The organism is Roseobacter sp. MED193 (genome assembly GCF_000152965.1).
GTDB lineage: Bacteria > Pseudomonadota > Alphaproteobacteria > Rhodobacterales > Rhodobacteraceae > Pseudophaeobacter.
This window is the reverse complement of the sequence record NZ_CH902583.1, coordinates 3,789,499-3,802,134: the sequence shown is the minus strand read 5'-3', so window position 1 is coordinate 3,802,134 and position 12,636 is coordinate 3,789,499. Positions and strand designations below refer to the sequence as shown.

Genomic DNA, 12,636 nt, shown 5'->3' with positions numbered 1-12,636 from the left:
CAAAAAGCCCATGCTTGCGGGCATTGGTCTTTTTCATTCCCGGAGATTCGCGCAATGCTCGAACTGTTGTTAGCCTCCATTTTAGGTGTTCTTCTGCTAATTCTGCTTACCCTTGTCGCTCTCCTTAACCTGTGGAAGCGAGACCCGCAGCATTGATCATGAGATTCAATAACCGAATTATAACGAATAATTTCAAATACTTAAATATCAAATGTAAAAAAGATTTACATGCAGGCTTGAACACACCCCCTGCCACTCCGATATGCAGTAATGTGAACGGGATTTACATTCCACACCCACAGTTACCTAGTCGCAAGACTGCAAACCCTGGAGACGAAACATGACAGCAATGACTTCCCCCACCCCTGGCCACAGTCAACAGGGCTGGTTTACCCGCAGCGAAGCCTGGCTGGATGAGAAGGGCAAAGGCGCCTGGATCGCGGCTATGGTTCTTGGCTTTGTCTTTTTCTGGCCCATCGGTCTCGCCCTTCTCTTTTACATGATCTGGAGCAAACGTATGTTCAACAAATCCTGCCGCAGCCAAAACCGCAAACCCTGGGCCAAACATGGCATGGCGGCGATGAAACCCTCTGGGAACTCCGCTTTTGACGCCTACAAAGAAGACACTCTGCGCCGCCTAGAGCAGGAACAGAGCGACTTTGAAAGTTTTATGCAGCGCCTGCGCGAAGCCAAGGACAAGGCCGAGTTCGACCAGTTTATGGACGAGCGCAGCACGATGCCATCGCCAGAGGCGAGCGACGAAGAGAGCGCTGAGAAATCTCACTAAGCGCTATGCACATTTGATCCGCACTCTTAGCCTGTCTTAGGTGGGGGTGCGGATCTCTCGCTTTGCTACATCTGACACAAAGGACCAATGATGACCTCCCTGCCCGACCCCGATTATCAGGCCGAATTCTACGCATTCACCGCACCCAAACGCCTAGTGGCGTGGTTTATTGATAGTCTTCTGATCGTCATTTTGTGCCTTATTACGGTGGTCTTGACGGCCTTTGTCGGATTGATCATCTGGCCGCTGCTTTATCTGGTGATCGGCTTTGTCTACCGCGCCGCGACCTTGACCAGCAGCTCTGCAACACTGGGCATGCGCTTTGCCGGGATTGAGTTGCGCGACCTGTCAGGGCGTCGTTTGGACTCTCAGAAAGCGATCATGCACTCTGCTGGCTTTACATTTTCCATGGCCATACCTGTTCTGCAGGTAATTTCGATCATCATGATGCTCACCAATCCAAAGGGACAAGGGCTGAGCGATGCGCTTTTGGGAACCGTGATGCTCAATCGGCGCGCTTAGCCCTGCGCGACTGGGAGATGCAGCATAGGAGGCGACCCCTCCTAGCGCAAAGCTCAGTTACTGCCTCCAGAGACTGGGTTGAGACACGGATTTTAACCATGTCTCATTGGCCGCTTGGCCTCCGGTTGTGCCGTTGATATCCTGTGGCTTCACCATTGCTATCCGGAGATGGTTTCTTATGATCGAGATATCCTCTTTTTAAAGATTAGCCCCAGATTAGACTGACACCAGATGCGTCACACACTTCCCATTGCTCCGCAATTCTATGTCACGGCACCTCAGCCCTGCCCCTATCTGGAAAACCGGATGGAAAGAAAGCTGTTCACCTCCCTGCAAGGAGAGGGCGCCGACCAGCTGAACAACAGCCTGTCGCATCAAGGGTTCCGCCGTTCACAGAATGTGCTGTATCGCCCATCCTGCTCGGATTGTTCGGCCTGCATGTCTGCCCGCATTGATGTCAGATCCTTCGTAAAGAACCGCAGCCAGAAACGTATCCTGAAACGCAATGCCACCTTGCAGCGCCGCGCAACCTCGCCCTGGGCCACCGAAGATCAGTATGCCCTGTTTCGGCGCTATCTGGACAGTCGCCATTCCGACGGTGGCATGGCGGATATGGATGTCTTTGAATATGCTGCGATGATTGAGGAAACGCCCATTCGTAGCCGGGTGATTGAATATACAGAGCCCCAATTCAGCGGTCTTGTCGCGGTTTCGCTGACGGATGTTCTCGAAGATGGATTGAGTATGGTCTATTCATTTTATGATCCGGACATGCCTCAGAATTCTGTAGGCACCTACATGATCCTGGATCACATCTCGATCGCGTTGGAAACCGGGCTTCCTTATGTCTATCTGGGCTACTGGGTGCCTGGCAGCAGCAAGATGAGTTACAAAGAAAAATTTTCCGGCTTGGAGATCTATCACCAAGGTGATTGGAAAAAGATGCGTGACCCTGCCGAATTTGCTGATAGCACCCACCCGCTGTCGACCGATCCTATTGCTGAACAGGTGGCAAACATACACCTGCCAGAGCAACTCCCCCATCACCGTAGATGAACGCCCCAAGCGCAAAACAGGCTCTGCACGCTGTCGCCCTCTTGGTGCCTGATTACGACGAGGCGATTGGTTTTTACTGTGATCTATTGGGCTGGCAACTGGCAGAGGATATTGACCAAGGTCATAAGCGCTGGGTCCGCATCCTGCCGCCGGGGGCAGCCCAGGGCAGTCTGATCCTCGCCCAGGCCTCGGACGCTTCGCAAACCGCCGTCATTGGTAATCAGTTTGGTGGTCGTGTGGGCCTGTTCCTAACCACAGACAATTTTGCCCGCGATCATGCACGGATGCTTAGTCTTGGTGTCACTTTTGAAGAGCTTCCACGGTATGAACCCTATGGTATTGTCGCCGTCTGGCAGGATCCTTTTGGGAACCGCTGGGATTTGCTAGAGCTCGCCGCCAACTAAGGGCGCAGGCCTTCTCCCTACCTCGTTTTCAACCAGTAATACCGTTGCGCTGAAGATAGTCATGCACAGCCCGGTTTCTTTGGTTTATGCCCTTCAAAATCGCCGCATGATCCAACCTGAGCTCCAGCTTTTCTTCCAAGTTCGCCCGCTTATTTATGAATTCTTCAAGATGATCCCCCGCATCCATCAGCCGATAGGCTCCCCGATCATAGACTTCGCGGTATTGGCTCCATTGCGTGGCTGAGACATCCCCCTTCTTTATCAGCGCTTCTGCAGCTTCCAGAATCTGTTCCAGATCCCCAAGCGCATTTTCGATCCCCATCTGAGGGCGTTGTTCAATCACGCTCAGCCGCTCTAGCTCACGGAAAAGAGTATCCTGGATCGATTCAATACTGTCAGGGGTAAACTCATCCAGATAAGCGTCAATCTTGCGCATATGGGCTTTGTCTGAAAGTTTATTGTCGCGCAATGCTTGCAGAAAATATTGCGCAGCGGTGAGTTTGCTGTTGAGAGATTTTATCTGCTTTTGCGCATTGATATGTGCAGCGTCATACCGCTTCTTGGCCAAACGCCAATCTCGCACCAAGGACATGGAACACCACTCCTTTCTTTTGCCCCCCTGGCCCCCACCGGAAAACACCTACCAAGTTAGTGCGTCATACGAATTTGTAAAGTCACCTGTGAACTTGGAGCTTTCTTGCCCCCTCCAACAGCAAAAAGGGGCTCCAAACTGGAGCCCCTTTTCAGTCTATCGTTTGCACTGCGAGCAGATCAATTAGGGATCAGCGCTGGTACGATGGTTACGATCGAAGGGAAGAACCACAGGATCGCCAGACCAACCACCTGGATCAGCACGAAGGGCAGAACCCCACGATAGATATGGCCTGTTGTCACCTCTTTGGGAGCAACCCCACGCAGATAGAACAGCGCAAAGCCAAACGGTGGCGTCAGGAAGGAGGTCTGCAGGTTCACCGCAACCATGATGGTCACCCATTTGGGGTCAAAAGACCCGCCGTAGATCACCGGTCCGACAATCGGGATCACGATGTAGATGATCTCGAGGAAGTCGAGCACAAAGCCCAGGAAGAACAAGACCAACATCACGATCAGGAAGACCGTCATCTCGTTGTCAAAACTCTTCAGGAACTGCTGGATATAGTGCTCACCGCCAAAGGAAATCACCACCAGATTGAGCAGCTGAGAGCCGATCAGAATAGTAAAGACCATGGAGGTGACCTTGGCTGTCTCCCGCACGATAGGCGTCAGAACCGCGCCTTTGTACAGGACCCAGCAGCCATAGAGCAAACCAAACAGGGCAAAGAGATAGGCGCCATAGGCAAAGCCAAAGGCGATCCAGCTCTCAACACTGACATCGGACTGATTGATGCGCAGGTCAAAGTTCACCCCGATCAGGATCGCAACCATCACAGCGAGAGTCGCCCATATGATGATCTTGCCCGATTGGCCCTGATCCTTCAGCTTGCGATATGCCGCCAACATGATTGCACCACCAGCGCCAAGCGCCGCAGCTGGCGTCGGGTTGGTGATACCGCCCAGGATCGAGCCCAGCACCGCGACGATCAGAACCAATGGTGGGAAAACCACCCGGATAAGATCATTGCTTGCACAGCGCGCCGCAGCCTCGCGGGTGCCATAGAGCGCCAGCAAGAAAGGCAGCGCCAACCACAAAACCGTGAACCCCGGCGAGGTTGTTGGGGCAATCACCAGTACGTCCACGAGCAGCACCACCAGCAGACCAATGGCCCCCAGGATCAATGGTTTGGTATCACGCGATGGAGCGACCCCGCGACCGATGGCCAGAATAAGCCCCAGCATGATCACCAAAATGGTCACGCCAGTCCCAATCGGAGCCGCCGCCGCAATCTTGTCGACCTGCGCCTGAGCAAATTCTTCCTCAGTCAGTTTGGTTGCCTGTGCAACACCGCCAGCCGCGTCAATCACAGTCTGCTCAGCCACTGCAGCATCCCAGGCCTCTTGCCCATGCAGATCAATCATTGCCGCCTGACAATCAGGGCCAACATTGGTCCGCAACGAGGCCGTCTGGCCAGCATCGGAGAAAGCCGAAACCGTGATGTTTTGCGACCCAATGACGCCAAAGGAGCTCAGCAGCATTGCACCACCAATCAAGGCAGCAGGGGCACCGAGGAACCACAGCAGCGCTTCATTGCGAGTGACCGGCTCATTGCCACTGTCTTCCAGCGCCACGGCAGGTGCCTTCTCCGGGTTCAGCAGAGCATAGCCAAAGGCATAGAGAGCATAGAGCAGCGCAAGCATGATCCCTGGCAGCAAGGCGGCCTGGAACAATGTGCCCACGGAAACAACCGCAGGCTCACCCAGGTAGGTCAAAGCATCCGAACAGCCCGCATCCATCGCCCGGCTTTCCTGCGCGGTGGAATAGAGATCGCCCGCCAGTGTCCCCAGCAGAACGATCACAATCGAGGGTGGAATGATTTGTCCCAGAGTACCAGAAGCCGCAATCACACCAGTCGCCAGTTCAGGCGAATAGTTGTTGCGCAGCATGGTCGGCAAGGCCAGCAGGCCCATGGTTACAACGGTGGCACCAACAATCCCGGTAGAGGCCGCCAGGAAGGCGCCAACCACAACGATGGAGACCGCAAGACCGCCAGGCAATGGGCCAAAGACCCGCGCCATTGTTGTCAGCAGATCATTGGCAATTTTGGAGCGTTCCAGGGTGATCCCCATCAGAACAAACATCAAAACCGCCAGCAATGTCTCAATCGATGCACCCGCAAGAACGCGCTCGTTCATACGGTTCACAATAAAGGAGATATTGCGATCCATTGCATGTTCCCAACCCTGTACAAAGACAGGTTCAGCAATGCGCGGCAGCTCCGGGTATCGGAAGACGGAAATGACATCGGGCTTCACCCCGCTGGCCACCAGATCCTGATACACCGTAGAAGATGTATCAATGGCTTGGTGGATCAACAGTCCAGCACTATCCAGTGCTGCGATGATCCCGAAGGAAATGATACCAGCACCACCGATGGCAAAGGCCACCGGGAAGCCGGACAGGATGCCTCCGAAAAGGCAAAGAAATACGATGAGCAGGCCGAGTTCGACGCCATCAAGACCGAATAGCATATCAGCTGTCCCTTAGGTTAATGAGCGCCTTCATAGGCTTCTTCGCCCTCACCAAGGGTATCCTTGTCGAGGTACTTATTTTCACTGCCCTGTCCTTCGATGAACTCCAGCAAGGAGCGATAGAAGAAAGCAGCAGCATGCACAAAGACGATGCCGGCAAAGGTCACCAGCAAGATCTTGAAGAGAAAGTAGCCGTTAAAGCCGTTTGGACTGAAACCGATGGTTTCCACGTTCCAGCGCAGCGCGCGGGCTTTCATAATCAGCCGGTCCAGCTGGTCCGAGGCCGAGGGCTTTGGCACGATCAGGTGGCGCCACAAGAAGAACCAACCATACATCCAGGTCAGCACGGCTGCAGGCATCATGAAGATCAGCGATCCCACCATGTCTACAACACGTTTGGCACGGAAACTGATGCCGGAATAAATCAGGTCCACCCGCACATGGCCGCCCTGCACAAAGGTGTAGGTCACACACATGCACACAACCAAAGCATTGTAGAGCTTCAGCTCTTCGGCAAACCAGCTGATATCTTTTTCCAGCGCAATCCCGAGCCCAAAGCTCATGTCAGGGCGGGCAAAGATCCGCTGCATAAAGACGATAATGATCTGTTGGATCACCATGATCAGACCAGCCCAGGCGAAGAACCGCCCGATGCCATTAGCAAACCCTTCAAGGCCGCGCACCATGCCCCACATGAACTGGCGGCGATAAAGGCCAACCCCGGTCAGGATCAGGAACAGAGTAAAGACGACAAAGAAGAACTCCACCGAGCCGCCATAGTAGACAAAGCGCATGATAGAGGTCTTGTCGGACCAATCAAGCCACAGCTGTGGATGGGTTACGGCGTAGCCGAAATTGTAGAAGGCGCCAGCGATGTTCTGAACCAGCCAGATCAGACCGTTGAACAGGGCGCCAAAAAAGGAAATGCCTGTATCGTCCTGCATTGTTCCCTCGGATGATTGCATGCAGCGGGGTAAAAGCGCGGCCCCGCCCGCAACGCAGATCGCGTGGGCGGCCACTGCCTTCTGGCCTGCGGCAAAAATGAAAAAGGGACCCCCCGCACCAGGCGGGGGATCCAAAAGATACGTCGGGTTGGGTTAACCCAGAACGCGGTCGCGCTGTGCGGTGTAGACACCAGACGACAGGTTTTGCCAGCCGGAAGAAGATTTCATCGACTTCATTGCGCTGTCGTGAATTTTCTTGAACAGATCGTCGCCCATGTTTTCGTCCATGACTTCTTTCGAAGCCGCACCGAACGCATCCCAGACCGAGTCAGGGAATTCCATGACCTTGACGCCACCGGCCTGCAGACGCTGCAGCGCTGCACCGTTGTTGGCCAAGAACTGAGACAGGTTCCACTGGTGGCATTCGCCAGAGGCGATTTCGATCATCTTCTGCTGACCAGGCGTCAGGCTGTCAAAGACGTCACGGTTGGTGGCAACCGACAGGCCGGCGCCTGGCTCGTGGAAACCAGCGGTGTAGTAGGTCTTGGTGATTTCCTGGAAACCGGCTTTTTCATCCGCCCAGGGGCCAATCCACTCGGTCCCGTCGATGGCACCGGAAGACAACGCCTGATACACTTCGGAGCCAGGGATGTTCTGAACGGAGGCGCCCAGTTTACCCAGAGCTTTGCCGCCGAGGCCAGGCATACGGAACTTCAGACCGTTGAAGTCTTCGGGGCTGTTGATCTCTTTCGAGAACCAGCCGCCCGCCTGAGCGCCGGTGTTGCCGCCGAGGAAGGATTTCAGACCAAAGATCTGACCCAGCTCGTCGTGCAGCTCCATCCCGCCATCCTGATAGTACCAGTTGGACAGCTCGGTAGCAGTCATGCCGAAAGGTACAGCCGTGAAGAAGGCATAGCCTGGATGCTGACCAACAAAATAGTAGTCGGCGCCGTGGTACATGTCAGCCTGACCGGAAGATACCGCGTCAAACACTTCGAATGCGCCAACCAGTTCACCGGCGGCTTTGATGTCGATGGTCAGCTGACCGTCAGACATTGCGGTTACGTTGTCAGCAACACGCTGCGCGGCGTCAAAAACGCCAGCAAGACCGCGGCCCCAAGTGGTAACCATGGTCAGGGTACGTTTACCCTGTGCGTATGCCGGTGCGGCCAAAGTGGTTGCAGCTGCGGCGGTCCCGCCCAGCGCAGATGTTTTCAAAAAAGAACGACGATCCATAATAGTGCTCCTCCCGTTAGTAGTCCCTATGCCCAGCCGTAGCCGGGCGGATCTCTTTGAGTGGCGCTAGCCTAGCGGTGCGGTAGGACTTGTGAATACCTAGTACTGCGTAGGCCCCAAGAAAAACCGCAGAATCACATGCCCTGGGGTCAGATTTTTCTCGTTTTGCCCCCGATCCCTGCCTTTCGCCAGCCGAATCCCCACTACAGGCCTTTGATTCGGCTACAAGATTGCGTAACGATTCGGCATATGTCAGATTTTCGCTCCTTTTTTCGTCCGAACTACGCACAGAAGCTCTCGATTCTGGCGACACTGCCGCTTGTTGTTGCAGTCGCGGCGATCGCGCTCTTGGTCGCTTTTGAGTCGCGCAGCTCGGCGGAACGCGAGATTCAAGCGCTTCAGCATCAGCTGCTGGAAGCGAAAAAGGCAGAGCTGCGCAACTATGTGACTCAGGCCCGTAACGGGTTCTCCTTTATATACGGTCGCGCTGCACCAGATGACCAAGACGCAAAGGAACAGGTGGCACAGATCCTCTCATCAATGATTTATGGCACTGATGGGTTCTTCTTTGTCTACGACTATGATGGCACCAATCTCGTTAGCCCACGCCAAACTGATTTTATCACCCGCAACTGGTCAGGCCTGACAGACAGCCAGGGCACGCCGGTGGTGGATGAATTTATCCGCTTGGCCCGGCAGGGAGCGGGTTGGCACACCTTTATGTGGCAAAAGCCCTCCACGGGTGAAGAGGCGCAAATGGTAGCCTACGTTGTCGGATTGCAGGACTGGCAATGGGCCGTGGGCACAGGCGTCTTTATTGACGATGTGCTGTCCTCGGTTGCTGCTGCCCGTGCTGAAGTTGAGGCCCGTGTCCAGCGCACCTTTCTCTATATTGGCGTCATTGCTCTGGCTTCGCTCATCGTGGTCTTTGCCTCCGGTATGGTGCTCAACATCCGTGAACGCCGTCTCGCCGACGCAAAACTAAAAGAGCTGACCCAGCGGGTCTTTGACACCCAGGAAGAAGAACGCGGCAGAGTCGCCCGGGAATTGCACGATGGGATCAGCCAGATACTGGTCGGGGTGCGCTATGCGTTGGATAATGCCAGCAGACGGCTCAAACGCGGAGAGCTGGACCGGGCCCTGCCCCCTCTCGACAGGGGCATCGAAAACCTGGCCAGCGCCATTACCGAGGTCCGTCGCATCAGCCGCGACCTGCGCCCTGGCGTTTTGGATGATCTCGGCCTTGGGCCTGCGCTGAAAGCCTTGACCGATGATTTTGCCACCCGCACTGGCATCAAGTCTGAATTCAGCACAGTGGTGTTTCGCAACCGTCTTGATCCAGAAGCCAAGATCGCGCTTTACCGCATCGCTCAGGAAGCGCTGATGAACATCGAGCGCCATGCGAATGCAACCGTCATGACCATGGATCTGCGCGGCCATGCCAAGGGCGCGACGCTGCGCATCTCTGACAATGGTAACGGTTTGCCCTCTGAAAAGGACAGAGTTGGGCCCGGCATTGGGCTGCGCAACATGCAAGAGCGTATCGAGCAGCTTGACGGCACCTTACGCATTCTGTCATCTCGTGGCACCCAAAGCGGCACTGTCATCGAAGCCATCCTCCCCCTTAGCCATCTTTTGGCCCCGGGAGAGTCCCTTGGCGAGGATCAGCGCAGCAGATCGGTTTGAGGCGGGCGCCATTGGCGTAGCCTAGGGTCGATGCGCGGCTTGGGAGTGAGGGGGAAGACATGAACACTACAGTGCGCGTTTTGATCGTCGATGATCACCCGATGGTCGCCGAAGGCATTCAATCCATCCTGGAAAGCTACGATGACATCCAGGTGCTTGCCTGTCTCAACGATGGGGCCGAGGCGGTGGATCAGGCCCAGGCGCTCTCCCCCGATGTAATCCTCATGGATCTGAACATGCCAAGGCTGGGCGGCCTAAGTGCAACAGAAATGATCCTGGAGCGCCTGCCTGAGACCCGTATCGTTATCCTCACCATGCATGACAGCCCAGAGTATATCTCGACGGCATTGAGCCACGGGGCGATGGGGTATATCCTAAAAGACGTGCCCACAGAAGAGATCAAGCAGGCGATCGACACGGTAATGGCAGGTGAGCGCTATCTATGTACAGGGGCCGAAATCGCGCTAAAACCCAAGAGCGGAGAAGCACGCGAGGCCCTTACCGGGCGTGAACAGACCATCCTGTTGGAACTGGCCCAGGGCAAATCCAACAAAGACGTTGCCCATAGTCTGGATATTTCTGTGCGAACAGTGGAAACCCATCGCAAGAACATCAAACGCAAGCTGGGGATTTCCTCAACTGCCGGTCTGACCCGCTATGCGCTTGAGCATGGCGTCCTGCAAGGTACCGGCCATGAGTTCTGACAGGTGCTAGACAGATTTGGTGGCCTGGAGATCAAAAGCACCTCCCCCGTTTTTGGGCGGAGAGGGTCATTTTGAGCCAGAAATCGCGACCCATTTTTCCAAATATGTCCGCTGCGAGCGTCCAAGCGCAAGAAAATGTCCCAAATTGGTGCATTTTCAGCCCCTTTGCCTGTTGACGCTCCGGCCTCACAGACATAGTGTTCGCTGCAACGCAGTAGAGGAGAGCCTGGTGATGACCAGCCTAGTCGTAATTGTAGGAACCAAGCGCATGGGCCGGTAACGGTAGACCACACTCAAACCCATGCGCCTCCCCTGAATAAGCGGAGGCTTTTTTTATGCGTAATGGACGATGCCGCCAATTGGAGCAAAAAGCAGATGACACGTGAAATGACCGGCGCAAAGATGATCGTTGAAGCCCTGAAAGAACAGGGCGTCGACACCGTATTTGGATACCCAGGTGGCGCCGTACTTCCCATCTATGATGAAATTTTCCTGCAAAATGACATTCGCCATATTCTGGTGCGTCACGAACAGGGCGCGGTCCATGCCGCTGAAGGCTATGCAAGGTCCACAGGCAAGCCCGGCGTTGTGCTGGTGACCTCTGGCCCCGGTGCGACCAATGCCGTGACCGGCCTGACGGATGCGCTGCTGGATTCCATTCCGCTGGTGGTTCTCACCGGCCAGGTTCCGACCTTTATGATTGGCTCTGATGCCTTTCAGGAAGCGGATACAGTGGGGATCACTCGCCCCTGCACCAAACATAACTGGCTGGTCAAAGACACGGACAAGCTGGCCGCGACCCTTCACGAAGGTTTCCATGTTGCCACCTCTGGCCGCCCTGGTCCGGTACTGATCGACATCCCCAAAGATGTTCAATTTGCCACTGGCACCTATGAATCGGCCAAGCCAAATGCCTCGCGTTATCAGCCAATCGTCAAAGGCGATATGGAAGAGATCACCGAGCTCGTTGCCGCCATCGAGACTGCAGAACGCCCCGTTTTCTACACCGGCGGTGGCGTGATCAACTCTGGCCCCGCCGCCTGTCAGCTGCTGCGCGAATTGGTCGATGCCACTGGCATTCCGATCACCTCGACCTTGATGGGTCTGGGCGCCTATCCCGCCTCCGGCGAAAACTGGCTGGGGATGCTGGGGATGCATGGTCTGTATGAGGCCAATCTGGCGATGCATGATTGCGACCTGATGATCAATATTGGCGCCCGCTTTGATGACCGCATCACCGGTCGCATTGATGCCTTCAGCCCGAACTCAAAGAAAGCCCATATCGATATCGATCCCTCCTCGATCAACAAGGTGATCCGCATTGATATCCCGATCGTGGGCGACGTGGGCCATGTGCTTGAGGATCTGCTCAAGGTCTGGAAGGCCCGTGGCCGCAAGGTCAACCGCGAAGCGATTGCCAAATGGCAGAAGCAAATTTCAGAATGGCGCAAGGTCAATTGCCTTGCCTACACTGGCTCGCAAAAGACCATCAAACCGCAGTATGCCTTGGAACGGCTCGAGGTCCTGACCAAGGATCGCGATCGTTATGTGACCACCGAGGTGGGTCAGCATCAGATGTGGGCAGCGCAGTATCTTGGCTTTGAGGATCCCAACCGCTGGATGACTTCCGGTGGGCTCGGCACCATGGGCTATGGCTTCCCTGCTTCCATCGGGGTGCAGATGGCACATCCAGACAGCCTGGTTATCAATGTCGCCGGCGAGGCCTCCTGGCTGATGAACATGCAGGAAATGGGCACTGCGGCGCAGTATCGCCTGCCGGTCAAGCAGTTCATCCTCAACAATGAACGCCTGGGCATGGTACGCCAGTGGCAGGAGCTGCTGCACGGTGAGCGCTACAGCCACTCTTGGTCAGAATCGCTGCCTGATTTTGTGAAACTGGCCGAGGCCTTTGGTGCCAAGGGTATCCTGTGCTCAGATCCCGCGGACCTGGACGATGCGATCATGGAAATGATCAACTATGACGGCCCTGTGATCTTTGATTGTCTGGTTGAAAAGCATGAGAACTGCTTCCCAATGATTCCGTCAGGCAAGGCGCACAATGAAATGCTGATGGGCGAGGCTGACACCCAGGGTGTCATCCAATCCGGCGGCGCGGTCTTGGTCTAATCGCCTTCACACAGAGATTTTGCAGGGCGAACCGCCCTGCCCCA

Annotated in this window: 11 protein-coding genes; 7 read left to right on the top strand and 4 right to left on the bottom strand. The window is 55.3% G+C overall.

Annotated features, from left to right (window positions below; translation table 11 throughout):
* The first annotated feature begins 340 nt into the window (after positions 1–340).
* The 4 genes from MED193_RS20635 (at position 341) to MED193_RS20620 (ending at position 2,769) form a co-directional block, all read left to right on the top strand.
* Entirely contained in the window at positions 341–787 is a 447-nt protein-coding gene (locus tag MED193_RS20635) for a DUF2852 domain-containing protein (protein WP_039966502.1), read from the top strand.
* Positions 788–877: 90 nt separating this feature from the next.
* A complete protein-coding gene (locus MED193_RS20630) occupies positions 878–1,309 on the top strand; it encodes an RDD family protein (protein WP_039966500.1) in 432 nt (143 codons plus the stop codon).
* A 231-nt stretch (positions 1,310–1,540) separates the two neighbouring features.
* Entirely contained in the window at positions 1,541–2,365 is an 825-nt protein-coding gene (locus tag MED193_RS20625) for an arginyltransferase (protein WP_039966499.1), read from the top strand.
* Complete coding sequence (locus MED193_RS20620; protein WP_009811717.1) at positions 2,362–2,769, top strand: VOC family protein; 408 nt, start codon at positions 2,362–2,364, stop codon at positions 2,767–2,769. Before MED193_RS20625 ends, MED193_RS20620 begins: the two co-directional genes overlap by 4 nt.
* A gap of 28 nt (positions 2,770–2,797) precedes the next feature.
* Here the strand turns inward: MED193_RS20620 and MED193_RS20615 are convergent, their stop codons facing one another.
* The 4 genes from MED193_RS20615 to MED193_RS20600 all read right to left on the bottom strand — a co-directional run bounded on the left by MED193_RS20615 (position 2,798) and on the right by MED193_RS20600 (position 8,075).
* Entirely contained in the window at positions 2,798–3,361 is a 564-nt protein-coding gene (locus MED193_RS20615) for a hypothetical protein (RefSeq protein ID WP_009811716.1), read from the bottom strand.
* Positions 3,362–3,540: 179 nt separating this feature from the next.
* Entirely contained in the window at positions 3,541–5,895 is a 2,355-nt protein-coding gene (locus tag MED193_RS20610; protein ID WP_009811715.1) for a TRAP transporter large permease subunit, read from the bottom strand.
* A 17-nt stretch (positions 5,896–5,912) separates the two neighbouring features.
* Entirely contained in the window at positions 5,913–6,839 is a 927-nt protein-coding gene (locus MED193_RS20605) for a TRAP transporter small permease subunit (protein ID WP_039966497.1), read from the bottom strand.
* 153 nt (positions 6,840–6,992) lie between these two features.
* Positions 6,993–8,075: a TRAP transporter substrate-binding protein gene (locus tag MED193_RS20600; protein WP_009811713.1), complete on the bottom strand. Its 1,083-nt coding sequence runs from the start codon at positions 8,073–8,075 to the stop codon at positions 6,993–6,995.
* 249 nt (positions 8,076–8,324) lie between these two features.
* Between MED193_RS20600 and MED193_RS20595 the strand changes: the two genes are divergently transcribed.
* The 3 genes from MED193_RS20595 to MED193_RS20585 all read left to right on the top strand — a co-directional run bounded on the left by MED193_RS20595 (position 8,325) and on the right by MED193_RS20585 (position 12,592).
* Positions 8,325–9,761 (top strand): cache domain-containing protein, encoded by a 1,437-nt coding sequence (locus tag MED193_RS20595; protein ID WP_009811712.1) that lies wholly within the window; start codon positions 8,325–8,327, stop codon positions 9,759–9,761.
* 59 nt (positions 9,762–9,820) lie between these two features.
* Positions 9,821–10,465, top strand: coding sequence for a response regulator transcription factor (locus tag MED193_RS20590; RefSeq protein ID WP_009811711.1), 645 nt, complete (start codon positions 9,821–9,823; stop codon positions 10,463–10,465).
* Positions 10,466–10,840: 375 nt separating this feature from the next.
* A complete protein-coding gene (locus tag MED193_RS20585; RefSeq protein ID WP_039967135.1) occupies positions 10,841–12,592 on the top strand; it encodes an acetolactate synthase 3 large subunit in 1,752 nt (583 codons plus the stop codon).
* Positions 12,593–12,636 lie beyond the last annotated feature (44 nt).

Bases quoted from the DNA above. Each gene is read 5' to 3' on its own strand.
- MED193_RS20625 (WP_039966499.1), top strand. From the start codon at position 1,541: ATGCGTCACACACTTCCCATTGCTCCGCAATTCTATGTCACGGCACCT.
- MED193_RS20635 (WP_039966502.1), top strand. From the start codon at position 341: ATGACAGCAATGACTTCCCCCACCCCTGGCCACAGTCAACAGGGCTGG.
- MED193_RS20620 (WP_009811717.1), top strand. From the start codon at position 2,362: ATGAACGCCCCAAGCGCAAAACAGGCTCTGCACGCTGTCGCCCTCTTG.
- MED193_RS20615 (WP_009811716.1), bottom strand. From the start codon at position 3,361: ATGTCCTTGGTGCGAGATTGGCGTTTGGCCAAGAAGCGGTATGACGCT.
- MED193_RS20585 (WP_039967135.1), top strand. From the start codon at position 10,841: ATGACACGTGAAATGACCGGCGCAAAGATGATCGTTGAAGCCCTGAAA.
- MED193_RS20610 (WP_009811715.1), bottom strand. From the start codon at position 5,895: ATGCTATTCGGTCTTGATGGCGTCGAACTCGGCCTGCTCATCGTATTT.
- MED193_RS20590 (WP_009811711.1), top strand. From the start codon at position 9,821: ATGAACACTACAGTGCGCGTTTTGATCGTCGATGATCACCCGATGGTC.
- MED193_RS20600 (WP_009811713.1), bottom strand. From the start codon at position 8,075: ATGGATCGTCGTTCTTTTTTGAAAACATCTGCGCTGGGCGGGACCGCC.
- MED193_RS20605 (WP_039966497.1), bottom strand. From the start codon at position 6,839: ATGCAGGACGATACAGGCATTTCCTTTTTTGGCGCCCTGTTCAACGGT.
- MED193_RS20630 (WP_039966500.1), top strand. From the start codon at position 878: ATGACCTCCCTGCCCGACCCCGATTATCAGGCCGAATTCTACGCATTC.
- MED193_RS20595 (WP_009811712.1), top strand. From the start codon at position 8,325: ATGTCAGATTTTCGCTCCTTTTTTCGTCCGAACTACGCACAGAAGCTC.